Here is a 25574-nt window from a genome sequence, read left to right on the forward strand (position 1 = left end):
AAATTTTAAGGTTTAGCGTGTCGAATTCATGCTTCACCTGTGCTATTTCTATCCGATTTCCCACTGGATAGCGCAGAATGTTACCAATATTTGTAGCTGCTTGAACAGCACCACGAACGCTGGCAACAGTAAGGCTTGTACGTTTTTTCCCTACGATCTTGCAAACGTGGCGAACTGATCGGTAGTGTATTTGACTATGAGAATGAATTAGCGATCGCTTTTTCCAAGCGTCTAGAAAACCCTACTTTCACCAACTGACAAATCACTCTGGGGTGGCTTAAGCTATTGGGCAACGAGGTAAAAACCAAAGTAAAAAAATATGCTCAACACGCCCAGCCTACTTACGCAAGATTTGGCAGGTCAGATATATTCCTATCCTCAGTTAGTGGTTAGTGGTTGTAGAGACGTGCCATGGCACGTCTCTACATTGGTTAGTAGTTAGTAGTACTTTTTGACAACTAAGTAATAACCAATGACTAATGACTAATGACTAATGACTATTGACTAATGACTTCACTAATATCGCTCTAACAAAACTTTCACTTCTGCCTGTAAATCCCAATCTTTCATGGCTTCCCACTCAGCTTGACGCACAGCTAAGTAAGCTGCTGACAATTGTGAATTTAAAGCATTTAAAAGTACATCGTCTTGTTTGAGGTGGGCGATCGCTTCTCCCAGATTTGTTGGCAAAGAGTCAATCTTTCTGACTTTGCGATCGTCTGCTGACAAGTATCCAGGATCTACAGCCACCGGCTGTTCTGGTTCCCAACCATGCTGTACGCCATCCAAACCTGCTGCAATGACTGCACCTAAAGCTAAGTAGGGATTTGCTGATGCATCTACGGTTTTCAACTCAAAGTGGGTAGGACTGCCGAATGCACTATCATTTGGTACTCTCACAGCTGCTTCGCGGTTGTCTAGTCCCCAACACCGGAAAGCACCACTCCAACAGTGAGGGCGAATGCGGCGGTAAGAATTAACACTGGGTGTAGTCAATGCCATTAATGCTGGTAAATGATGCAATATCCCGGCGATAAATTCTCTTGCCACTTGTGAAAGACCACAAACACCTTGCGGATCTGGCAACACATTTTGCCCTTCCCGCCACAGGCTGATGTGAATGTGGCAACCGCTACCTGCTGCCTCTGGGAAAATTTTAGGTAAGAAAGAAGCTTTGAGATTATGCTGTCCTGCTACAGCCCGTACCGTTTCTCTGTAGGCAATTTGCCAGTCAGCAGCACGCAATGCATCGGTATATCGCATGGAAATTTCCTGCTGACCGGGACCTGATTCTGGATAGTATTGTTCTACAGGAATACCTTGAATAATCAATGCCTCAGCAATATCATTGATTACTTCGCAATTGATATCCATTGCTTGGGTAGAGGCGAAAACTGTGGAGTCAGCGGGTACAATGCCATCCGCAGTTTGCCGCAGCAAGTAAAACTCATTTTCAAATGCCGCCTGCACTTCTAGTCCCTCACTTCTTGCCGCCTCTATCATCCGCACCAGGAAATGACGCGGACATAACGCCCAAGGCTCCCCATGAAGTATCATGTTTCCCATCACACGAACATGGCCGTAACAATACGGTAAAGAAGTGAAGCTAGACCAATCAGGTACCAAGCAAACTTCTCCTACTGGCCCCAGACCAGTTTTGCGAACAACAGCATCATACATTACCGGAACTCCCTGCTGTCCTGCGGATATGCCTACACCATGCTCAAAGTAGTGGGGTAGCATTTCTACGTGAATAGCTTTACCGCGAATGATATTGGCATTGTCACACCAAAGAATGCGGACAAACTTAGCATCAGTTTCTTTTAGGGATTTTTTTATTTTCTTAAATAGAATGTTTTCAGTCATCGCAGTTGGGGAAGGGGAATGGGGAAAGGGAGGTGGGGTGATGGGGAGATGGAGGGAGTGGGAGACGACTAACCACTAACCAATGTACAGACGTGCCATGGCACGTCTCTACAACCACTAACCAAAAGATAAAATAACTAAAAACGCAAGGGAAAGAGAAATTTTGGTGATGAAATCGCAAATTCCCAAATTAACCCTGCCAGCACCACTTGTAGGCTCAGAGGTCGGCACTTTTACTGAGTTTACTGTAACTCAAAGGATGCCTAGGATCGCTCGCCGAGCGATCGCGGAAAACAATTTTTCACCCAATATTAACGAAAGTTTAGAAAACCTAGCCAGTCAACTGTCATCAGGGTATTTACTACCTTTTGTAGATGATACTGGTGCAGACGTAGCAGCTTGGGAGAAATATCTAAAACCATACAAGGAACAGCGTTGGATAGATGTTCCTTGGTTTTTTGCTGAAACTTATTTTTACAGACTAATTCTCAACATTACCAATTATTTTCGACCTGGTGAATGGCAAGGTGTAGATCCATTTCAGTTACAAAAATCTCAAGGTTTAAAAACTTCTCTAGATGCAATTATCACTTTATGTACTCAGGTGACACAATGGTTAGATGACTTTCATCAAAAAGGTCAAGCTAACCAAACTGCTTTGATTGCACTGCTATATTTTGCGCTTTGGGGTAATCGAGTTGATTTGAGTTTGTGGTCAGCATTCGAGAGCGATCGCAGTAATTTTGACATCGAAAGCCAACAAGCTCATATTTTAGTAGATGATGCTGCTCAAGCCACAGAATTATTAATTAGCGATGAAAGTAAATGCATGGATTTTGTAGTAGATAACGCTGGCTTTGAGCTTATCTGTGATTTGTGTTTAGTAGATTACTTATTAGGTAGTGGTACGGCTAATCAAATCAAGCTGCACTTGAAGCCTCATCCAACTTTTGTATCTGATGCCATGATTAAAGATGTGCATGATACAACAGATTTTTTAGCCGCATCTAGTCATCAGAAAGTTGCAGCTGTTGCCGAACGCTTACAAGCATATATCGCCTCAGGTCAGTTAGTTCTGTGTGAAGATTATTTTTGGACATCGCCTCTAGCTTTTTGGGAAATACCGGAATCGCTCAAACAAAAGTTATCTGTTGCTAATTTGCTGATAATTAAAGGAGATGCAAATTATCGCAGATTGTTGGGAGATAGACATTGGGATTTTACTACCAATCTTGCAGATATTGTTTGTTATCTGCCTGTACCAATGCTAGCCTTACGTACTCTCAAATCGGAAGTAGCAGCAGGTTTGAAAGCAGAAGTTGTTAAGGAAGTAGCAAAATCTGATTCTGATTGGTTGACGAATGGACAGTGGGGTGTTGTGCAATTTGTAGAGAGTGAGGTTAATTATTAAGTAAGCCAATTAAACCAATTCATGCTAAACGTCTTCTTAAACTCACATAAATAAGTTTTATTTCCATAACCCACCCTCGTGTGGGTATTTTATTTAAAGCATTCTGAAACAGCCCCATAAGAAAATGTAGTAATCACTAAAGCACACGGAGATGGAGGTTACTACAGTTACCCTTTTGGAAGCCCCAGGATTGCAAAGTATGCAATCCTTGTAAACCTACTCCAATGTAAAGAAACGATTAAAAGTAGTTTTAACTACATTTTATTTGTGTTATAGATTACTTTTACAAAAGTTAATATGTGAATGGCAAACAGAACCATCTGACCAAATTGGTAAAAATTTGTTAAGAATGGTGACAGCACTCTCAACACAAGGAAATCAATTTTATGGCGAACACAACTGAGAATCAACCACCGCATCAGGTAGTCATTATCGGTGGCGGTTTTGGTGGACTTTATGCTGTAAAATCACTGAATCGCACTAATGTGAATGTTACTCTCATAGATAAACGCAATTTTCACCTATTTCAACCCCTTCTGTATCAAGTAGCAACAGGCGCAATATCACCTGCTGATATTTCTTCGCCATTACGTTCGGTACTAAATAAGAGTAAGAATACAAAGGTGTTGCTGGGAGAAGTGAATGATATCGATCCCCAAGCACAAAAAGTCTTGATGGGTGGTGAAGCGATACCCTACGATACGTTAATAGTTGCTACTGGTGCGAAGCATTCCTATTTTGGTAAGGACGAATGGGAATCATTCGCCCCTGGTTTAAAAACTGTAGAAGATGCCATTGAAATGCGTCACCGCATTTTTATGGCGTTTGAAGCCGCAGAAAAGGAAACCGATCCGCAACTGCGCCGTGCTTGGTTAACATTTGTAATTGTCGGTGGTGGCCCTACTGGTGTGGAATTAGCTGGTGCGATCGCAGAATTAGCCTACCACACCATGAAAGAAGACTTTCGCAACATTGACACCACAGAAGCACAAGTTTTACTTCTCGAAGGCTTGGATCGCATTTTGCCACCGTTTGCATCAGAGTTATCAGCACAAGCAGAAGCATCCTTACAGCAGTTGGGTGTGACGGTACAGACAAAAACATTGGTAACGAATATTGAAGGTGATGTTGTCACCCTCAAACAAGGCGATGAAGTCACGCAGATTCATGCCAAGACAGTATTATGGGCAGCAGGCGTGAAAGCTTCGCCACTGGGGAAAGTGCTAGCAGAAAGAACAGGTGTAGAGTGCGATCGCGCCGGACGAGTTATCGTTGAACCCGATTTAAGTATCAAGGGACATCCTAATATTTTTGTTATAGGTGACTTAGCACATTTTGCCCATCAAGATGGTAAACCTCTACCTGGTGTCGCACCCGTAGCAATGCAAGAAGGAGAATACGTCGCTTCACTCATTAAACAACGGCTTCAAGGTAAAACATCATTGCCACGGTTTTATTATGTTGACAGAGGTAGCTTAGCAGTAATTGGGCAAAACTCTGCCGTTGTAGATTTGGGTTTCATTAAGTTGACAGGTTTTCTAGCGTGGCTGTTTTGGCTATTGGTTCACATCTACTTCTTAATTGAATTTGACAACAAATTGATAGTTATGGTTCAGTGGGGTTGGAATTATTTCACCCGCAAACGTGGCGCAAGATTGATTACAGGTAAGGAAAAATTAGATTACTACGCACCAGATAAAAGTAGAGAAATGGTTAATGTGTAATAGTTAGTGGTTAGTGGTTAGTTGTAGAGACGTGCCATGGCACGTCTCTACATTGGTTTTTGCGGTACAGTATTTTCATCAAGATAAACATTGATGAAAGCTAATGTCTAGCGAACAAATCCCGCTACGCCTTTGTGCTGCTAGTTTTGCATCTATTGTTGGAGAAAATGCTGTTTGCCCTTGGGAAAATTTAACAGCCAATCAGCAACAACTCATATCACAGGCAATAATACCTGGAAGCCTTCCCAGTTGCATTGTCTATCCCCGCACTACTGAACAACTAGCAGAAGCGATCGCCCAATCTAACCACAACCAATGGTGCGTCTTTGCATGTGGTAGTGGCAGTAAACTCAGTTGGGGGGGGTTAGTCAAGGGGGTTGATGTTGTAATCAGCACAAAACACCTCAACAAACTCATAGACCACGCCGTGGGTGATTTGACGGTTACAGTCGAAGCGGGGATGAAGTTTTCTGACCTCCAAGCTATTTTGGCAAAGGCTAACCAATTTCTTGCCCTCGATCCAGTAGCACCAGAATCAGCAACTGTTGGTGGTATTATTGCTACCGCCGATACAGGTTCTCTGAGACAGCGCTATGGTAGTGTGCGCGACCAATTACTAGGCATTACTTTTGTGCGTGCTGATGGCAAAATCGCCAAAGCTGGAGGGCGAGTGGTCAAAAATGTAGCTGGATACGACTTGATGAAGTTGTTTACAGGCTCCTATTGCACATTAGGTGTGATTAGTCAAGTTACTTTTCGCGTTTACCCATTACCGGAAATATCTGGAACAGTCGTACTTACTGGTACAGCAGAGGATGTTTCTCAAGCTGCTGCTACTCTGCGTGGTTCGGAACTAACACCAACTCAAGCTGATTTACTCTCAATGCAGCTGGTGTCTGAGTTGGGTTTGGGTAAAGGAATGGGATTAATTGCTCGCTTCCAGAGTATAGCTGAGAGTGTCAAGGAACAGTCAAATCGGCTTGTGGAAGTGGGGCAACAGTTGGGTTTGCAAGGGACAATATACGCAGGGGCGGATGAAGCTGATTTATGGCAAAGATTGCGAGAATCAATGCATGTTAGTAGCAGTGAGTCGGCAATTACTTGCAAAATAGGAGTGTTACCTACTGCGGCTGTTGAGATTTTGATGCAGGCGCAAAAGGGTTTGATTCACATTGCTAGCGGTTTGGGGGTGTTGCGGTTTGAAAGTGAAGCGGAGGTTGAGCGGGTGTTGGGGATGCGATCGCTCTGTGAAAATCATAGGGGATTTCTGACGATTTTGACAGCACCAGTGGCGGTTAAGCAAAAGTTGGATGTGTGGGGTTACACTGGCAATGCTTTGGGGATGATGCGGCGGATTAAGGCGCTGTTTGATGCGAAGAATATTTTAAGTCCTGGTCGGTTTGTGGGGGGAATTTAGGAAACGAACCATCAAGACGCAGAGGACGCCAAGAGAGGGGAGAGTAAGAAATATTATGCAAGTTTCGGAAGATTCTGTTAATAATACGGCTAGTTTGAAGAATTTGAAAGGGTTTGATGCTAATCATCCGCCTGACCCGAAATTGATAGATACTTGTGTGCATTGTGGGTTTTGTCTTGCGACTTGTCCCAGCTATCGGGTGATTGGTAAGGAGATGGATTCTCCGAGAGGACGCATCTATTTAATGGATGCGATTAATGAGGGTGAGATTGCACTGAATACGGCTAGTGTCCAACATTTTGATTCGTGTTTGGGTTGTCTGGCGTGTGTGACTACTTGCCCTTCTGGGGTGCAATATGACAAGTTAATTTCTGCAACTCGTCACCAAGTTGAACGTAATTATCCGCGTAGTTTGTCGGATAGGTTGATTAGGCAACTGATCTTTTCTTTGTTTCCTAACCCTGATGCTTTACGAATTTTACTAGTGCCGTTGTTGGTGTATCAGAAGTTAGGTTTTTCTAAGTTTTTTCGTGCTACTGGGTTATTGAAGAATATATCGCCTCGATTGGCAGCAATGGAATCTATTCTGCCAGAAATTACGTTGAAATCTTTTCAGGATAATTTGCCAGATGTGATTCCGGCAAAGGGTAAAAAACGCTATCGAGTTGGGGTGATTTTGGGTTGTGTACAGCGGCTGTTTTTCTCACCTGTGAATGAAGCAACGGTGAGAGTTTTAACGGCAAATGGCTGTGAGGTGGTGATTCCTAAATCTCAAGGTTGTTGTGCGGCGCTTCCGGAACACCAAGGACAAACTGAACAAGCTAAAGCTTTGGCTAGGCAGATGATTGATAGTTTTGCCAATACAGGCGTAGATTTTGTGATTATCAATGCTGCTGGTTGCGGTCATACTTTAAAAGAATACGGTCACATTTTAGAAGATGATCCAAAATATCGAGAAAAAGCAAAGAAATTTGCAGCGAAAGTAAGGGATGCACAAGAGTTTTTGGCAACGGTTGGTTTAACAGCAAAACTATCACCGTTGACTGATAAAACATTGAGTTTGGTTTATCAAGATGCTTGTCATTTGTTACACGGACAAAAGATTAGCGTGCAACCGCGTCAATTGTTGCAGCAAATTCCAGGGGTGAAGTTGAAAGAACCTTTAGATGCGGCTATATGTTGTGGTAGTGCTGGGGTTTACAATCTGCTACAACCAGAAGTTGCTGAGGAATTGGGTAAGCAAAAAGTGCAGAATTTGTTGAATACCGGTGCTGATTTAATTGCTTCACCAAATCCAGGTTGTACGTTGCAGATTAGCAAGCATTTGAGTTTGCAAGGTAAGGAAATTCCGATTATGCATCCGATGGAGTTGTTGGATTATTCTATTCGGGGAATTAAACTCCCAGAGTAAGCAAATTCTCTCATTTCCTGGCAGAGCCAAAGCCTATAATTCTCGTTACCAGGTTGAACCTGGTAACGAGGATTTGGAGGTTGCGCCTCCTGAGTGTTGCAATAGTTGCAAAATGTGAGTTAATTTACTTATAACTAACCAACTGCGATCGCAGAATTTTCTAAAGTCGCCACTAATTTCACATTGAATTCTGCCTCAAAGACTCCTTTTTTGTAATCCAAACTCCAGAGTTCTAAGGCACAGTCATCATCAGGACGAGATGGAAAAATTTGCATTTTGAATTCTCGCGTATCTGGAATCAATTCACATTGCAATTGCGTTATCGCTCCAATTTGCCGCCTATCTAGAGCAACTGCCAATCTTAAAATGGCACTCAGTTGAGTGACAGCTTGGCGGTGTTCTTTGTGCAGAAGATTGCGGAAATTTTCGTGCTTTTTCCTCGGCGGGGATTTGCGATGATATCGCGCTATATTAGCAATGATTTCCATCTCAGTTTCGGTGTAGCCGAGTAACTCACCATTGCGAATCAGATAGTACGAATGCTTGTGATGAGAGTCGTGGCTGACATAGTGACCGCAATTGTGTAAGATTGCCGCAGCCCACAGCAGTTGCCTTTCTTCGGCTCCCAAGTTATGGAGTATACCTTGAGTTTGGTCAAATATACTCAAAGCAAAGACTGCCACGCGATCGCTGTGTTCTAAGTTGACATGGTACTTCTTCGCGGTTTTGAGGACACTGCGCTGGCGTACAGAACTTTGGTAGCGCAAGCGGTCTTCAATTAACCCGTGGGTGAGCATCCAATCTACTATCACTCCTTCCCGGAGCGATCGCTCACACACCATTAACGATTCTACTCCCAACAGGCTCATCGCTTCCTGTAAGATGACTGCCCCAGCTAGGATCACTTCTGAGCGTTTATCTGGCATACCAGGAATTGCTGCCCGTTCGGAGTGAGTCATTTTTCGCAAGCGATTAACCCACTCGCGCAAGTCTTTCAAGCTGAACTGGTAGCCATTGAGCGTGGAAGGAACAAAACCCAGTTTCTCGCGGGCATTGATTGTTACCAAAGTTTCGATCGTACCGGAAGTTCCTACCAACCGTGGGTATTCACCAAAGTCTAAGTTCGCCAGCACCTCTTCTACGGAACGTTCTAACATCCCGCGTGCATAAGCTTGCAGGTACTGAAACTCAGCGTTGCTAATGGGATCGGTAGAGATTAACTCGTTCGTGAGTCGAACTGCACCAATTTTGGTACTGGTGAGAGTTCGTTCTTGGTAACTGTCGCCCAAAATCAATTCTGTAGAACCGCCACCAATATCAATAATGACGTGGGGCTGGTTGTTAAATTCCATCCCCGACAGCACACCCAGATAGATTCGCCGTGCTTCTTCTTGACCAGAAATTAAGTCAATGCTCAAACCCAACTCGACTTCTACCTGGTGGATAAACTCTTTACCGTTGGGTGCTTCTCGTACAGCACTAGTTGCGACAGCAACGATTGTTTCAGCGTTGAGAGTTTTGGCAACTTCTTGAAAGCGGCGCAAGCAAGCGATCGCTCTTTCTATCACTTCTGTTTTTAAGCAGCCTGTGTCTAGATCGCGATCGCCCAGTCTGACGGTCTCTTTTTCTCTACCAATAATGCTAAATGCTGGCAGTGTTGCTTCAATCCGCACAATAACCATGTGCAGAGAATTGGTTCCCAAATCAATTGCAGCGATGATTCGCTGTTGCTTGTCTGTTGGAGTTGGTGTATCCCCCCAGCTAGCAGAAACCAAATTGACCATTTAGTTTTCTCTCTGTAAGTGATGGAAAAAGCTGGCTTGCCGATGGCAGTGAAGTAGTGACTGTTGTTAACAATATGTTGACTGTTTATTTGACTCTAATTGAGTCTTTCTGTTGACCCTGGCGTTTCACACTAAAGTGACTATGATCTTCAATCAAAGTTGCCACTTTAAGATCTACTTTTACAAATATCAAATAAACTTATTCTATAGATGTGAAGATGTGTGAATTAAGGATCGGGGATTGGGGATTAAGGATTGGGAAATAAATTAGGGAAAATTTCTCCCTATCCCCTATCCCCTATCCTCTATCCCCTATCCCCTATCCCCTATGCTGAGTACGCCAGAACACAACCAGGAACCTACGTGGCTTGCGATCGTCCGCCTTTTGCGGTGGCATAAACCAGAGGGACGACTAATTTTAATGATTCCTGCCCTTTGGGCTGTGTTTCTGGCAGCCGCTGGAAAGCCACCTTTACCATTGGTTGGCGTGATTATTTTGGGAACGCTTGCCACAAGCGCTGCTGGCTGTGTTGTCAATGATTTATGGGATAGAGATATAGATCCAGAAGTAGAAAGAACACGCGATCGCCCCCTCGCTTCCCGTGCGCTTTCCGTAAAAGTCAGTATCGTTGTCGCGATGGTGGCTTTGGGATGTGCTGCGGTTCTCGCTTTATATCTTAACCCAATCTCATTTTGGCTGTGTGTAGCAGCAGTCCCCGTGATTTTACTGTATCCAGGGGCAAAACGAGTGTTTCCCGTACCGCAGTTGGTGCTTTCCATTGCTTGGGGTTTTGCCGTTTTGATTAGCTGGAGTGCAGTCACACAAAATCTCTCCCAACCGGCTTGGCTACTTTGGGGTGCAACTGTACTCTGGACACTGGGATTTGATACTGTCTATGCCATGAGCGATCGCGAGGATGATAGCCGCATCGGTGTTAACTCCAGTGCCTTATTTTTTGGTAATTACGCACCTATTGCGATCGGAATTTTCTTTGCTGGAACCGTCTTTTTTCTCGCTTGGTTGGGAGTGGTTATTCACCTCCACATCGCCTTCTGGGTTAGTCTTGCAATTGCTACTGGTGGCTGGATTTGGCAGTTTATTCGTTTAAATCAACAAGACTTGCCTAATTCTGTTTATGGTGAGATGTTCCGGCAAAATGTTTGGATTGGTTTTATAGTCCTAGCTGGAATGATTATTGGCAGTTTTTAGTACTTTGACAAACAAACTTTGGTTCATAGAACAAGGGGATAAAAAGCTTCTTTCACCTTCCCCTTACTTTTATCAGTAACCGAGTTTATACTGTGATTTAATAAACTTTTTGTAAATTTTGAGTAAATACACTTAGAATCGCTTCCGAATTTCTACGAATTTAGATAAAAGTTGGGTATATAACCATAATTCAAAACCCAACTAAATGAAGCGAAGTTTGCCAACAAGACACTATGGGTCTACACAACTTTTACAAATTGCTGTTATTGTTTTGATGTCGCTTAGCAGCATCGGTATTGTTGGGGTAGGTTTCGTTGTCAAACAAGGTTTGAGCGATCGCAATCATCAAGTAAAGATAATAAAAGATACCTCACGCTACCGAGAAATTCGCTATCAACTGTGGTTGAATCAAAACCAAGTCAAACATTTTCCCGATCGCATTCCTGCTGATGCTTCTAATGTAAACCTTGCTTTTTCTCGTGGTTTTTTGCAAGGAAGTAATTTTTTTCAGATCAAGTTTAAACTTCCAGAACAACAGATAAAAAGACTACTTACTCAATACAGAAAAGTTGCTAAACATCTGTATAGAGGTGGTAACACAAACGAACACGCTAACTTACCCAATGGTGTTCCTACAACTTTTTTCTATACCAGTGGTTCTCAAGAAGATTCCTTTCCTAGTTCCTATGAAATATTTGTATTAGGTGCAAATGATAGAGGAAATACCAAATTTAAGTGGAATCATGGCGATAGTTATGGAGTAGCAATTGATAGCTCAACTTCGGAAATCGTCTATTGGGCTGAAGAATGGTAAGAAAATGTTAGTAGTTGGTAGTTGGTAGTTGATTGGTGACTTTACAAAATAACTACCAACAAACAACCAACAACAAACAACAAATAACTAAAAATGAAAAAAATCATTATTGGGGTGATGGGGCCAGGAGAAAAAGCAACAGTAACTGATGTACAAAATGCTTACGAATTAGGAAAATTTATTGCTCAAAAAGGATGGGTATTGCTCACTGGCGGTAGAAATGTCGGTGTGATGGATGCAGCAAATAAAGGCGCAAAATCTGTCAATGGTTTAACGGCATCCTACCTAGTGAGAATCAAAAGAATGTTTCTGAGGCAGTAGATATTGCCATTTTCACTGATATGGGCAATGCTCGAAATAATATTAATGTTCTTTCTTCTGACTTGGTAATTGCCTGTGGAATGGGTGCAGGAACTGCTTCAGAAGTAGCGCTAGCTTTGAAGGCAAATAAGCAAGTAATTTTGCTAACCGAGGATGAAGAAAGCAAATTTTTCTTCAAAAAACTGTCACCAGAAAATGTTCATGTTGTTGAGAGCGTAACAGCAGCGATCGCGACTGCTACACAAATTTTAAATAGTAGTTTGGGTTAATTAAAAAAATTAGTAATTTTATATACACACTAGCTACACAAACTGCAAAATATGGTGTTAGTCTAAGGTATTCGATTCTACATACTATTAGTAAACCTGTTTAAGTACTGATTCCATGTCTAAGTTTGTCTCTGCAATCTTAATCGCAACAGCCCTGCTTATCCCAGTATATAAAGATTATAACTCTGTACTTGCTGGTACTTGTGCTTCAAAATGCGGCCCTCGCCCAATTCAATTTTCCCCAGGTCAACGCATTCAATTGAAAGTCTTAAATAAAACACCGAATCTAGTTAATTTACAGAAACCATCCACTACCAATCCAATTACCCTCCGACCTGGACAAGAACTACAATTGAACCAAGGAGACGGTACAGAGCCAAATGTATCTCTCTTATTTTGGAATGAAGCAGGGTTGCCGCTGAAAGCAACCGTCTCTAAACCAAACTTTGCTACCCTGCAAGTAGAATTACGTCCGACTTGGTATACTCCAGGCGATCGCGCGATTTATATTCTCGATGATGGTCGAGTTGACGTGTTGTGAACCACCCCTTTCAAGGTGAGTGAAAAATCAGCTTTCATTGCCTGGTTTTTCTTGGTTCGACTTGGTGTCTTAGTGTCTTGGTGGTTCAATAAAATTTATTTTTTCACCACAAAGACACCAAGACACGAAGAAAATTTATTGTTTAGGATTGCACCACCAAAGGGTTAGTGTTATGAAACTTAGGAGTTGCTATACAGGCAATTAGTTGCTTCTGTACTAAAATTTGGGTTTGATAAGGTATATGAGCAATAAGTCATATGCCCACTCCTAACTCCAACTGTGCTAGACAAATCCCCAATTACAGCAGTCAAAACCCGTCGGCGCTTACCTAATCAGCGCTGGCAGATTTACTCACAAAAAACAGAATTAGCACAACATTTAACAAAAGCGACTAATTTATCACCTCTGATCAACCAACTGCTGATTAATCGCGGTATTGAAACCCCCGAACAAGCACAAGCTTTCTTAGAATCCGAATCTTTGAACTTGCCTTCACCTTTGGAGGAGTTTCCAGATCTGCCAATTAGTTTGGAGTTATTGCAATCTTGCATTACCTGTAAAGAAAAAATTGCCATCTGCGGCGACTACGATGCAGATGGAATGACCAGCACTGCTTTACTGTTGCGTAGTTTACGTTGGTTGGGCGCGGAGGTAAATTACGCTATTCCCAGTCGGATGCATGAAGGCTACGGCATCAATAAACGGATTGTGGAAGAATTCCACAGTGAAGGTGTAAAACTAATTCTGACTGTTGATAATGGTATCTCTGCATTTGAACCCATTGCTAGAGCTAAAGAACTTGGTGTAAAGGTAATTGTCACCGATCACCACGACATACCCCAACAATTACCTCCAGCGAATGCCATCCTTAACCCGAAATTACTACCAGAATCGTCACTTTATCGCGGTGTTGCGGGTGTGGGTGTTGCCTACATTTTGGCAATTTCTCTTGCACAACAGTTAGATCAAGCTAATAGTGGCATTATCAAGCCAATGTTGGAACTATTTACATTGGGAACAATTGCCGACTTAGCCCCCCTGACTGGAGTAAACCGCCGTTGGGTAAAACGTGGTTTGCAGCAATTACCCAAGTCTAAATTACCAGGAGTACAGGCCTTGATTCAGGTGTCTGGAGTGCAGGCGAGAGGAGATCGGGGATCGGGGATCGGAGAAAGATTAATCAACAACCAACAACCAACAACCAACAACCAACAACCAAAATCGTTAAAGCCTGAAGATATTGGTTTTCGTCTTGGGCCGCGAATTAATGCTATTGGTAGGATTGGCGATCCCCAAATAGTGATTGAGCTACTAACTACAGATGATATGGGGATAGCGCTAGAACGAGCGATGCAGTGTGAAGGAATTAACCAGCATCGCCAGCAAATGTGCGAAGAAATTGAACAAGAGGCGATCGCAATTGTAGAGACGTTGCATGCAAAGTCTTTACACCAAGATCGGGTTTTAGTCGTTGTTCAACCTAACTGGCATCACGGTGTTATTGGTATCGTCGCCTCCCGCTTAGTAGAACGCTACGGCGTTCCTGTATTTATTGCCACTTACGAAGATGACAACTTAATTCGTGGTTCAGCGCGAGGAATACCAGAGTTTCACGTATTTGCTGCTTTGGAATATTGCCAAAACTTGCTGGGTAAATTCGGCGGACACAAAGCCGCCGGTGGATTTTCTCTACCTGCCGAAAATTTAGCAGCCTTGCGATCGCGGCTGGTGGAATTCGCCAACCAATGTCTTGAAATCCAACACCTGAAGCCGCTGCTAAAAATTGACGCTCAAGCAAACCTCAATCAAATTAACCAAGAACTCTATCAACAACTCAACGCCTTAGAACCCTGCGGTATCGATAACCCCGATCCGGTTTTTTGGACTCCTAATGTCCAAGTCATTGAACAACAAACAGTTGGCAAAGGTCATATTAAACTGACTTGTGCCGAAACAATCAACGATCGCCAATTTAAAATTAAAGCGATCGCTTGGCGGTGGCGTGATTACTTTCCTCTACCAACGCGAATAGATATTGCCTACAAACTGCGAGAAAATTATTTTAATGGCAACACCACCATCGAGTTAGAATTAGTTGGCGTCAGGCTCCCAAATCAGTCACATCAGCTTTTTGTCTCTTGCGCTACTCCGCTAAAAGCCTCGTTTGAGTATAACCAACGTCTTTATACCTGTGGCATCTATCACAATGGTTCTTCACCTGAATTAAGAATTAAGAATCCTGAAGGCAAAGTTTTAGCCGTTCAGCAAGGACAGGGCATTGGTTTACTTGGTATTAACCGTGAAGATGCAAAAGAAGTTGATATTTTTCAACCCCAGTATGACTCTATTATTCAAGCAGCCCTAAAAGCCTTAGAATCAAGTAAGTAATCGTTGTTAGTTGTGTGTTGTTTGTTGTTTGTAACAAACAACCACCAACAACCAACAACCAACAAATAAAAACAAAGCCCGCTTCTGCGGGCCAGAGCAAAAAAGATTAAATACTGGATTTAATATTTAGAGATCGCCGCCACGAAAAGCTAGTACAAAAATTACCGCTGGGCCAGCTAACATGATCAGCGCTACAAACAATAGCTGGAAAATTACTTCCCAATTGATGCTTGTTAAAGCTTCAAACATTTTCCCTCCCTGTAAACTTAAAACAATCTGTTACTCTAATTGTCAAACTCGGAATTGATCATATCCGGCGATCGCCTGCTAAATTTAATTTACTTAACAAAATGATAAGAAACAACATAAAAAACTAAGATGGGGAATTGAGAGTGGGGAAGTGGAGGAGTGGGAGAGTGGGGGAGTAGTAAACCACTAACCACTAACCACTAACCACTAACCACTAACTACTAACTACCAACAACTAACCAAAAGAAGTTTGAAAATGGCAACTTGGCAATGTGTAAAGCAATGTGGAGCTTGCTGTCATCTTGACCCAGCATACCGTCCAGATTTGCATGATTATTTGTCACCCGAAGAACTGGAACTTTACCTGAGCATGGTTGGTGAAGAAGGATGGTGTATCAATTTTGACAAAAATAGGCGTGAATGCCGCATTTATCCTAATCGTCCGCGTTTCTGCCGGGTAGAACCAGAAGTGTTTGAAGATATGTATGGCATTACTCCAGAAGAGTTAAACGACTTTGCCATTGAGTGCTGCCAAGAGCAAATAGAAGGCGTTTATGGCGATCGCAGTCTAGAAATGTTGCGCTTTAATAAAGCCGTTGGATATTTAGCCAAGGGCTAGTGGCTAGTTGTTGGTGGTTGTTGGTTGGTTGTTGTTGGTTGGTTGTTGGTTGGTGGTTAGTGGTTAGTGGTTAGTGGTTTACTACTCCCCCCATCACCCCATCACCCCATCTCCCACTCCCCCACTGACCGATTCTTAAATACTAGACTTGCAATTTGTAACGACAATCTGAGAAAATGAGAGAAATATGAAAAACCTCTAGATAAAACTACTGCCCGTGAAACTAGATTCTGCACCTGTGAGCACCGCTAGTATATCTGAATCTGAATGCCATCTGGAAGTAACAAGCACTACTGACTGCAACACAAGTATAGCCAAATTTGAGCCATTATCGTCGTCGATGGTTGGCGATTGTCCTCAGAAGCAGTCAAATATAGCTGTTTTCTTCACTACCTTCTTAACCATTTTTCTTGCAGAAATCGGTGATAAGACACAGTTCTCTACTCTATTGATGAGTGCGGAATCACATTCACCGTGGGTGGTGTTTATAGGGTCTGCTGCCGCACTAATAACCACCAGCTTGTTAGGTGTGCTTTTAGGTCGTTGGATAGCTAGCCGCCTTTCTCCAAAGATTGTAGAGAAAGCCGCAGGAGTGATGCTACTGCTGATTTCTCTGATGCTGTTTTGCGATGTAGTCATTAGTCATTAGTCATTGGTCATTAGTCATTAGTCATTAGTAAATAACAAGTGACAAATGACAAAGGACAAGTGACAAAGGACTAATTTATGAATTGGCATCTTTTAGGATTGAGCTTTATCACCGTTTTTTTATCTGAATTAGGCGATAAAAGCCAGTTAGCTGCGATCGCACTTTCAGGCCGTTGCCAGTCTCCCCGTGCTGTGTTCTTTGGTACGGCTGGTGCATTGCTGTTAACTAGCTTGTTAGGTGCATTAGCTGGGGGAGCGGTGGCAGAATTATTGCCTACGCGGTTGTTAAAAGCGATCGCTGCGGTGGGATTTGCTGTGTTGGCTGTACGTCTGCTGTGGTTTCAAAATCAGACACCAGAAGATTAATAATCAAAAGACGCGCCCAAAGCGCGTCTTTTAAGAATTTTACTGCCGCCAGTACCAAGTTAGTAGCGTACCTCCTGCCACCAGTTTGACTGCTTCTAGAAGCCAGTAACCACCGTGTAATACATTCATGTTTGCTGGAATATCCGCTGCTGCCTGAAATAGGTTTAGTTGCAGTCCAATGGCAGACATTTGCGGGGTTAAAAAATATGTATCAACTAGCGATATAGCTAGCAGTAGCACGGCTAAAACAAGGCTACTTACACGCCAATTTGATTGGGTTTTATTTAAAGCTAAAACGCCAGTTAATACCAAGCCAGCAGCCAATAATTCTATGCGATTGAAATTCCAGAAAATGACATAGCCTGCTGTTGCAAAACTGGCTTGTGTCATCATGCCAGAAACATATAGGCTAGGCATAATTACCCAGTCTAAAAACAGACTTGCACTGAGCCAGAAGCCCAAAGTCAGCATGACAATTGATTGCCATATCGGACGCTTGAATCCGAAGCTAGAAACAGTATTCATGGTGAATCAATGATTGCTTGTATCTATATTTTTAGTTTCTAACTTAACGAATTGTTTTGACAACAAATTTCAATTATCTTTTACATTTTCAGATCAAAACGTATATATGCCTAGTAGTTTGCGATCGCATATCACCTTTGATTATTAAGAATACTTGCGAAAGTATAATTGATAAAAAGATAAGTTACTTTTACCTGATAAAATAAAACATATCAAAAATAAGTGATAGACATCAAAGCCTAAAGCAGGTTTACAGTCTGCGCTCGCCCCCAATGGATAAAGCAATGCGCTTTGCAGTTTTATTCAGCACAGCACTGGCATTATTAACAGCAATTGAAGGCAATGCTGCCCTTAAGAGTCAAGCAGTGCAATTGCGCGATGGCACAGTATATTTTATTCAACCCCCAAGCCTAGGGGAAGTAGTGACTACCTATAATGGTACTGGTGTATGGGGTGCGACGTACTACTTCACGATTGGATTACCTGAGAATGCTGGAGAACCGCTACAAAAACTAACAATTAACCAGCATGAAGGAGTAGACTATATTCGGTTTGACCTAGAAGATACGGTTGCTTTTGAAGGGACGCGTAAGGATAAAGGGCAAAAGCTGAAATTAAAAGATGTGAGTAGCGATCGCAAAACTAAAACAGTATCGCTGACGTTTGACCCGCCAGTATCACCAGGTAGAATTATCACAGTTGCTCTCGAACCCAAGCAGAACCCGATAGTTAGCGGTGTTTATCTGTTTGGAGTCAAAGCTTTTCCGGTGGGCAAAAAAGTTCACGGGCAATTTCTCGGTTATGGGCGACTGCAATTTTACAGCCCCAGTATAGACTCATTTTTCTGGCGTTAATTTGTTATAACTATCGCTAAAAAATAAATTATCCAACCCCTTGTCCTCCTTGTCTACAAGTGATTGGATATTTTTTTATTTGGAATTAGCGGATTGGCACAAACCCAGCCTGTTCTACAAATTTTTGTCCCTCATCGCTCAACAGCATATTTGCATAGGCAACACCCGCCTGTTCGTCAAGTCTACCATCTCGTTTGATGACTACAAACAGCCGTCTGGTTATAGGGTAAGAGCCATCTGCAAAAGCAGTTTCATTGGTGGCTGTGCAGATGAGACTAGCACAAGGAGACACAAAAACCGAATTAGCTTCCTTAGCTAAAGGGAGAACATGAATTTTGTGTTGACTGATTACTTCTGATGCTGTTGCATAACCAATACCACCAGGAGTACTAGCAACTTTACGGATAGAATCAGTAGTGTCTCGTACCTCGTTTATAGACGCAGCAAATGATTGTTTTGCTAAAACGTGTTCATAAAAGAAATCTACCGTACCGCCATCCTTAAGGTTACGGCTGAAAGGAGCGATCGCGACATTGGGGCCGCCTACTTCCTTCCAGTTCCTAATTTTTCCGGTGAATATATGCCGCGCCTGCTCTAAGGTGATACCTTTCAAACCCTGAGCAATCAATTCAGGATGGACATACAAGGCAATTCCATCAATAGCAACAGGCACTTGTTCAAGTTTAAAATTTCGCTGTTGTGCTTTTTCAAACTCCTCGTTTTTTAAAGGGCGTGAAGACAGGGAAAAACTTAGCTGACCTTCAAGTAGCATTTCAACACCCTTACCAGATCCAGGCTTTCCTGTTTGTGGTTCGGTATAGCGCAACTGAAATTTAGGATGAGCTAGTTGGATATCCACAAGCACAGCTATATTCCGCAACGGAGCAAAGGTTGTAGATCCACCGTAGTTAAATGTTCCTTCTGGCACGTTAGGCACATCGGCTATGGCGTGGTAGGTAGTTGCAGTCACACCTTTAACATGAGTGGGTGAAGGAAAAGGAGTGTTGCTAGATGTATTTTGATTATTGGAAGATACTGCTTTTGGTTCGGGCTTAAAAATAAAATAGGCTCCACCAAAAACCACCAATGTAACCCACGCAAACTTCACCCAAACTACAGGGAAAATGCCGCCGCGTCGCCGCAATCTGTGACCGCAGTAGCTACACTTGTTGTTAGTTCGGGGGTTGAGGGTTCCACAATTATGGCAAACATTTTTAGATGCACTGTTCATCATACCTCATCCCTCTGATATTACTCTGATGAGATAAAAAACAAAACCTTGAAGCATCAGGGTTTATAGGATTTATTGTTTGGTTGAAGCCTAAGGCTATACCTTGTTAAAAAATCCTTCTTTGTATATGTTCTCTAAAGGTAAGTGACAAAATAGGGATAAAATTAAATAATTATTAAATTTAATTACTTAATAATCTTGTTTTAACCTTAGAACTTAATAAAGCAGCAGTTTCAGAATGCAAGTTCCGATCGGAAAACAACTTTATTGGTTGTATTCTAGTACTTCACGAAAATTTGCTTCAATTTCGGACTAAATACAAACAATGCGATCGCGTCCTTGTTTCTTTGCCTGATAAAGTGCTGCATCCGCCGCAGTAATAAGCTTCTCTGGTTGTAAATCGTGAGTGGGGATTAAACTTGAGACTCCTACACTCAAAGTCACAACGTTACTTACTAGAGATTGGGCATGTGGTAACTTCATTTGTTGGATTGTTTTTTGGATCGCTTGCGCTACAGACACAGCTCCTTGAATTGCAGTAGAGGGCAAAACGATCGCAAATTCTTCACCCCCATAACGAGCTACCAAATCTGCTGGACGCTTAAGCGTGTGACGCATAGCTGCTGCTATGTTTTTTAAACAAATATCACCTGCTTGATGTCCATAGTGGTCATTGTAGCTTTTGAAATAATCTACATCACACAAAATTAGGGATAAAAACTGTTGCTCTCGTGCCATCCGTCGCCATTCTTGGGATAGATACTCATCAAAGCGGCGACGATTGGCAACTTGAGTTAAGCCATCTAAAGTAGCTAGGCGTTCTAATTCCAAGTTCGCTTTTCGCAGAGCTATTTCTGCCGCTTTGGCAGCGTCTTCCGCTCGTTTGCGTTCCCAGATTTCTTGTTCTAAGGCTATTGTTCTTTCACGGACTTGTTGCTCTAGTATACGGTTATAGCCAGCCAAGAGTTGTTCAGCTTGTTTGCGTTCTGTAATGTCGATTACCACCCCATCCCAAATACTATCACCGTTTGATTGCTGTTCTGCTTGAGCAATCACTTGAATCCATTTCACACGACCAGAAGAGGTGATGATGCGATGTTCTATATTAATCGATTCTGGTTTTTGTAATGCTGCTAAAAGCATGGCTTGTATGGTTGAGGCATCATCTGGATGCACTAATGACCAGAGGTTTTGAGAATCCTGCATCATCACTTCTGGTTCTAATTCGTAAATCTCCCGACACCTCGGACTTAAATAAGTAAATTCATCGCTACCGTCAGGATGTAGGATATACCGATAAATCATGCCTGGTATATTTTCAGCTAACCTGCGAAACTGTCCTTCACTCTCCCGCAGGGCCTCTTCTACCCGTTTGCGAGCAGTGATGTCCATTGAAACACCTGTCATCCCTTGGATCTTGCCTTGCTCATCGTAGAAGGCGTTGCCTATTCCTTCTAGAGTGCAACCGTTAGTTGTAGCAGTAACGTGGTAAGGAACACCCGTAGTCAGTGAATCGCGGAATGCTGCTGTCACCTCTGGTAAATTACCGTACATCTCGAACACTGATTGACCCACTGCTTCCCCTGGTTTCAATCCTAACCCTTCCAGTCCCTTGCCTTCTGATAGCGTAAAGACACCATTCTTATCCATTGCCCAGAGAATCAATGGAAAATTATTAACTACTGTACGTAGGTAAGCTTCACTTTGTTGCAGGGCTTCTTCGGCGCGTTTAATCTCGGTAATATCGGTTGTATTCTCCAACATGACTTGGAGTCTCGCATCTGACGCCTGCAAGTCTGCTTCTGCTTGTTTACGTTCTGTAATATCTTGAAATGTCGCGATCGCATAAGCTACTTCACCGGTGTCATCAAATACAGGAATAACCCTCATCTCTAGAGCGATCGCTTTTCCTTCTCGATAAATTTCCAAATCGTCTGCGTTTGCTACTTCCCCAGCCAAAGCCTGTACGGTCGGTAGCTGTTCGCTTGGGTATAATTGGTTAGTGCCAGCACGGTAAATTTTATAAGCTACGGGGATATGTTCACTCGGTAAATTGGGTACTAAGCATATACCGAGTAATTCTTCTCCAGTTTTATTAATGTAAGAATAACTACCATCATTTTCGATAACTGCTACTCCGAAAGGTAGAACATCCAATATTTGATACAATCGGTGCTCATAGAAGGGCAATACAGCACTCAAGGCTTTCATCGTAATTAAAAGGTTGCTATTATAATTTGTTTACTACCTGATTTATTTAAATTGACAAGTTTTTCAATTTAATAGGAGTGTGTAATCTATTAATTCTTGTTTGCCACTTAGATTTCAGGATTTTTTTTAACTTTGCGTCAGTTATTTCCCAGAAAACTTGAGATTGTCATTCACCGCTATTGTGGTTAGAGCAGCATAGTTGATACAAACAGTTTCAAGTTGCTTGAAATTATTTATGTAAAAAATATTATATTTCGAGCAAAAATCATTTAACTCAGTTAATATTATTAGACATTTAGGAATAGTATTTGATTTTTGAAAAGATACGTAGGGGAGGCAAAAAGGGGTGTGGATTTTCCTCCCCCTTTATTGCCGTTGCGTTACGCCAAAGGCTAACGCACCATTCTATGTTTTTGGTGCCGTACTCTCGCCGATCGCACACCCTACGTGTACTTAGATTTTTTCAATCATCAAACCGGATTCCTATTGATGTAACTTTTTAACATTAATAAAAAGTGTATTTCCGCTAGTAAAATAAGGCAGAGGGCAAGAGGCATGGTGCATAAAAATTATGAATTATGAATTATGAATTATGAAATTTTCAGCATTCATCATTCATAATTTTCACCAATTACCAATTACCCATTACCCATTACCCCTCTTATTTCTCCTTATGTGTCCACACACCTTCATCCCAATCTGCATCTGATGGGGGTTTTTGCTGCCAGTAATGGCAACGCTTGAGGTGCATGATTGCAGCTTGATCGTTGTTGTCAATATCTAAAACTTTAGCGAACTCGCCTCTGGCAAAGGTAAACTGGCGGTTTAAATAAAAATAACGTCCTTTGTGATAATGTTCAATCAACTGCAACTTTTGACTATTTATATTGTCGGAACGCAAACCAACCAGTTCATATATAGCTACAGGTTCATTTCTACCTTTAACGCGAATGTAATCTAGTTCTCTAGCCCACACATAATCTTGGCATTGCTGGTACGTTTTATCACTAAGAATAATGTCGCTACCATACTGTTTGCTGACGCTTTCCAAACGGGAACCAAGGTTAACCCCATCGCCAATGGCCGTGAATTCCATCCGCTTGCTAGAGCCTATATTTCCACTGATCACCACATCAGAATTAATACCAATACCGATATTAATGCGCGGTTTGTTACGTGCGTGACGGCGGGCATTAAATTCTTGTAAACGGTGACGCATTTCTAGAGATGTTTGCACCGCCATCCAAGCGTGTTCTTGCAAAGGTAGGGGGGAGCCATACACAGCCATGATGGCGTCTCCAATGTATTTATCTAGGGTGCCCTTAAACTTAAACACTGCTTCTACCATTGATTCAAAATATTCATTGAGCATACTTACCACTTCTTCTGCTTCTAGGCTTTCTGTCAAAGTGGTATAACCACGAATATCAGAGAATAAAATTGAAACTTCTTTGCGATCGCCTCCCAGTTTAGCGTCATCTAATTTCAGCAATTCTTCTGCTAATTCTTGGGTCATGTAGCGGTACATCGTACTTTTGAGGCGCTTTTCATCACTGATGTCATCCATAACAACTAGCGCCCCACGCACTTGTCGACGATCGGTAGCATCAGCAATGGTGTTAATCGATAAATTAACGCTGTGCTGCATTTCTCCATCAGACAGCAATGTGCGATCGGGATAGTACTGTTCGCGATATTTCACTTCCGCTGCATTTAAAGCACCCTGACACCACTTTCTAAAGTCACCTTCCTTGATAGAGATGATATCTGTAATTAACTTACCTTCGAGTCTGTCTTCTGTCTCAATACCCAACAAGCGCTTGGCGCTTTCATTGGCGGCGATGATGTGACCGGTTTGATCGGTGGAAATCACGCCATTAGAGAGACTGCGAAGAATGTCACGCTGCATTTGTTCCTGTTGCTTGACTGTGGCAAACAACTTAGCGTTTTGCAGGGCGACACCCGCTTGAATATTAAAAGCTTCCATGAATTCTTCATCATTGCGGTCAAAACTTGCTTGGAAGCATTCGGGGGCTTGAGGCCAATAAGCGGGGTTATAGGTAGGAAAATCACCAGATTTCTTTTTATTGACTAGTTGGGTAACGCCGATCAATTCGCGATCGACATTAAACACTGGCATACACAGTAAGCTACAGGTACGATAGTTAGTCTGCTGGTCTATTTGTTTGGCTGTGTCCGAGTCAGGATGGTTATACAGGTCGAAGGGAATATTCAGCGTTTTGCCGGATGCTGCAACTATGCCAGCAAAACCTTTGCCGACTGGAACACGTAACTCCTTGGTTGAACCATTATTTTGGGTGATTTTTGTCCATAGTTCATGGCGATCGCGATCTATTAGCCATAGAGTACTGCGATCGGCATTCATCAATTCTTTTGCTTCATCCATCACCCGCTTGAGGGTGTCTTCCAAGTCAAGACTGCTTTGAGACAGGGATTTGATCGCCTTCATCAGTGCTGCTGCGGCTCTTTGTTTTTGGGTAGCGACATAAAAAGAGCGCGATGATTCTAAAATTAACCGGATTGAGGGGGCAAATTCTTGAAATAGCTGTTCATCAGCACTAGTAAAGCCTCTGATGTCAATTCGTTCCGATAGTGGCGCATGGAAATTGCTTTGGTATTTTAATTTATTCAACAATTGCACAACTGCTACTAATTGCCCTTGTTCGTTCAACAGTGGCAAAGCCAGCATTGTGTATGTGCGGTAGCCGGTTCTTTTTTCTTGTTCTTGGGCAAAACGAGAGCGAGAATCGTTGTAAAAATCAAAGGGGATATTTATGACCTGTCTGTGGGTAGCAACTTCACCAGCAATGCCCTTATCAGATGGGATGCGAATTTCTAGAGAGCGATCGCCCTCTCCCTCAGCCACGATTGACCATAATTCTTTTTTTTCTTCATCTAATAAAAATATTGTTGTTCGATCTGCCCCCAGTAATTCCCCTGTTTTTAAAGTTATAGATTGTAACATTTCTTGCAAGATTGTTTCAAACCCTTGTGAATCCAACATCGACAAAGTTTGATTGACAATCTGCAATTTTTGTTCTACTTCTTTGACGACTTGTTTAAAAGTATCCTGGGTGAGGGGAGCAAGAAAAGAAGAAATAGTTCCTTGCCTTTTGGCAAGAGTACCCACAGGAGCACTCTTTTGCGGCAAATCGCGGTTTTCATTGCGAACACCCATAATCAAATCTGCGGCTTCACCGCAAGTACGTTGTTGAACTGACATAACTGGCTTTTGATATAAGTAATGGTTTTATGTGTTTAAGAAAGTCATTAAAGATATGTAAATGTTGCTACCAGGAAAGCTAGATTAACATTATCCACAGTTTAATCGCTCATAGAGCAAGCGTCACCCTGATTACGGAGTGGAGGATTGCGCGTAGATATTTTATCCGAAAGATTACCATATCTTCTCGCCTTCCCATTCTTAAATGGGTGGTGAATTCATTAAGTATAAGTAACTTTTATTACTATAAAATTTAGCGTATTTTTACTTATATCATCAAGACATCACAATTCAGTAACGTAACACTAGCGTGGCAGTGCGTTACGCGCTGCTTTAACGCACCCTACAATTTAAGTACATAAAAAAAGACCTTTCTCTAAAGGAAAAGGTCTCTCTATAGAAAAATGTATTCATCGTGATAATAGTTAGTGATTAGATTTTGTTCTTAGTTGATAGTTGGTGGTTGTTTGG

At 42.3% G+C, this 25574-nt stretch carries 19 protein-coding genes and 1 pseudogene; 13 read left to right on the forward strand and 7 right to left on the reverse strand.

Annotation, left to right across the window (positions count from 1 at the left end; translation table 11 throughout):
* Window positions 1–516: 516 nt before the first annotated feature.
* Window positions 517–1866: a glutamine synthetase family protein gene (locus tag FIS9605_RS0106580; RefSeq protein ID WP_026731880.1), complete on the reverse strand. Its 1350-nt coding sequence runs from the start codon at window positions 1864–1866 to the stop codon at window positions 517–519.
* A gap of 169 nt (window positions 1867–2035) precedes the next feature.
* On the opposite strand from FIS9605_RS0106580, the gene FIS9605_RS0106585 reads away from it, so the two are divergent.
* From FIS9605_RS0106585 to FIS9605_RS0106600, 4 genes are all read left to right on the forward strand, one after another.
* Complete coding sequence (locus FIS9605_RS0106585) at window positions 2036–3277, forward strand: damage-control phosphatase ARMT1 family protein (protein WP_026731881.1); 1242 nt, start codon at window positions 2036–2038, stop codon at window positions 3275–3277.
* Window positions 3278–3663: 386 nt separating this feature from the next.
* The gene (locus FIS9605_RS0106590) at window positions 3664–5001 is read left to right on the forward strand and encodes an NAD(P)/FAD-dependent oxidoreductase (RefSeq protein WP_026731882.1); all 1338 of its coding nucleotides are present in this window, start codon (window positions 3664–3666) and stop codon (window positions 4999–5001) included.
* Window positions 5002–5104: 103 nt separating this feature from the next.
* Entirely contained in the window at window positions 5105–6418 is a 1314-nt protein-coding gene (locus FIS9605_RS0106595; protein ID WP_026731883.1) for an FAD-binding oxidoreductase, read from the forward strand.
* Between the two features lie 55 nt (window positions 6419–6473).
* On the forward strand, window positions 6474–7829 hold the full coding sequence (locus tag FIS9605_RS0106600) for a (Fe-S)-binding protein (protein ID WP_026731884.1): 1356 nt from the start codon (window positions 6474–6476) through the stop codon (window positions 7827–7829).
* Between the two features lie 134 nt (window positions 7830–7963).
* On the opposite strand, the gene FIS9605_RS0106605 is transcribed toward FIS9605_RS0106600, so the two are convergent.
* The gene (locus tag FIS9605_RS0106605) at window positions 7964–9613 is read right to left on the reverse strand and encodes a Ppx/GppA phosphatase family protein (RefSeq protein WP_026731885.1); all 1650 of its coding nucleotides are present in this window, start codon (window positions 9611–9613) and stop codon (window positions 7964–7966) included.
* A 328-nt stretch (window positions 9614–9941) separates the two neighbouring features.
* Here FIS9605_RS0106605 and FIS9605_RS0106610 point away from each other — a divergent pair, with 328 nt between their 5' ends.
* The 5 genes and pseudogenes from FIS9605_RS0106610 (at window position 9942) to FIS9605_RS0106630 (ending at window position 15156) form a co-directional block, all read left to right on the forward strand.
* Window positions 9942–10823, forward strand: a complete 882-nt coding sequence (locus FIS9605_RS0106610) for a 4-hydroxybenzoate solanesyltransferase (RefSeq protein WP_026731886.1) — start codon at window positions 9942–9944, stop codon at window positions 10821–10823.
* 205 nt (window positions 10824–11028) lie between these two features.
* Window positions 11029–11637, forward strand: coding sequence for a hypothetical protein (locus FIS9605_RS0106615; RefSeq protein WP_026731887.1), 609 nt, complete (start codon window positions 11029–11031; stop codon window positions 11635–11637).
* Window positions 11638–11754: 117 nt separating this feature from the next.
* A pseudogene (locus FIS9605_RS36420) lies at window positions 11755–12227 on the forward strand (cytochrome).
* 115 nt (window positions 12228–12342) lie between these two features.
* The gene (locus FIS9605_RS0106625; protein WP_026731888.1) at window positions 12343–12768 is read left to right on the forward strand and encodes a hypothetical protein; all 426 of its coding nucleotides are present in this window, start codon (window positions 12343–12345) and stop codon (window positions 12766–12768) included.
* A 279-nt stretch (window positions 12769–13047) separates the two neighbouring features.
* A complete protein-coding gene (locus FIS9605_RS0106630) occupies window positions 13048–15156 on the forward strand; it encodes a single-stranded-DNA-specific exonuclease RecJ (RefSeq protein ID WP_026731889.1) in 2109 nt (702 codons plus the stop codon).
* A gap of 126 nt (window positions 15157–15282) precedes the next feature.
* Here FIS9605_RS0106630 and psb30 read toward each other — a convergent pair whose 3' ends face one another.
* Window positions 15283–15405, reverse strand: a complete 123-nt coding sequence (gene psb30 / locus FIS9605_RS0106635) for a photosystem II reaction center protein Ycf12/Psb30 (protein WP_016873729.1) — start codon at window positions 15403–15405, stop codon at window positions 15283–15285.
* Window positions 15406–15661: 256 nt separating this feature from the next.
* Here psb30 and FIS9605_RS0106640 point away from each other — a divergent pair, with 256 nt between their 5' ends.
* The 3 genes from FIS9605_RS0106640 to FIS9605_RS0106650 all read left to right on the forward strand — a co-directional run bounded on the left by FIS9605_RS0106640 (window position 15662) and on the right by FIS9605_RS0106650 (window position 17038).
* The gene (locus FIS9605_RS0106640) at window positions 15662–16024 is read left to right on the forward strand and encodes a YkgJ family cysteine cluster protein (RefSeq protein WP_026731890.1); all 363 of its coding nucleotides are present in this window, start codon (window positions 15662–15664) and stop codon (window positions 16022–16024) included.
* Window positions 16025–16241: 217 nt separating this feature from the next.
* The gene (locus FIS9605_RS0106645) at window positions 16242–16673 is read left to right on the forward strand and encodes a TMEM165/GDT1 family protein (RefSeq protein ID WP_026731891.1); all 432 of its coding nucleotides are present in this window, start codon (window positions 16242–16244) and stop codon (window positions 16671–16673) included.
* A gap of 77 nt (window positions 16674–16750) precedes the next feature.
* The gene (locus FIS9605_RS0106650) at window positions 16751–17038 is read left to right on the forward strand and encodes a TMEM165/GDT1 family protein (protein ID WP_026731892.1); all 288 of its coding nucleotides are present in this window, start codon (window positions 16751–16753) and stop codon (window positions 17036–17038) included.
* A gap of 39 nt (window positions 17039–17077) precedes the next feature.
* On the opposite strand, the gene FIS9605_RS0106655 is transcribed toward FIS9605_RS0106650, so the two are convergent.
* On the reverse strand, window positions 17078–17563 hold the full coding sequence (locus FIS9605_RS0106655) for a DUF4149 domain-containing protein (protein WP_026731893.1): 486 nt from the start codon (window positions 17561–17563) through the stop codon (window positions 17078–17080).
* Window positions 17564–17847: 284 nt separating this feature from the next.
* Here FIS9605_RS0106655 and FIS9605_RS0106660 point away from each other — a divergent pair, with 284 nt between their 5' ends.
* Window positions 17848–18417 carry a DUF2808 domain-containing protein gene (locus FIS9605_RS0106660; RefSeq protein WP_026731894.1) on the forward strand — a complete coding sequence of 190 codons (570 nt, stop codon included), beginning with the start codon at window positions 17848–17850 and terminating at the stop codon, window positions 18415–18417.
* Window positions 18418–18502: 85 nt separating this feature from the next.
* On the opposite strand, the gene FIS9605_RS0106665 is transcribed toward FIS9605_RS0106660, so the two are convergent.
* From FIS9605_RS0106665 to FIS9605_RS0106675, 3 genes are all read right to left on the reverse strand, one after another.
* Window positions 18503–19651: a substrate-binding domain-containing protein gene (locus tag FIS9605_RS0106665; RefSeq protein WP_051469943.1), complete on the reverse strand. Its 1149-nt coding sequence runs from the start codon at window positions 19649–19651 to the stop codon at window positions 18503–18505.
* 309 nt (window positions 19652–19960) lie between these two features.
* Window positions 19961–21859 (reverse strand): sensor domain-containing diguanylate cyclase, encoded by a 1899-nt coding sequence (locus tag FIS9605_RS39750; RefSeq protein WP_051469944.1) that lies wholly within the window; start codon window positions 21857–21859, stop codon window positions 19961–19963.
* Window positions 21860–22520: 661 nt separating this feature from the next.
* The gene (locus FIS9605_RS0106675; RefSeq protein ID WP_026731896.1) at window positions 22521–25103 is read right to left on the reverse strand and encodes a GAF domain-containing protein; all 2583 of its coding nucleotides are present in this window, start codon (window positions 25101–25103) and stop codon (window positions 22521–22523) included.
* Between the last annotated feature and the right edge of the window lie 471 nt (window positions 25104–25574).

This window comes from Fischerella sp. PCC 9605, assembly GCF_000517105.1.
Classification (GTDB): Bacteria; Cyanobacteriota; Cyanobacteriia; order Cyanobacteriales; family Nostocaceae; genus PCC9605.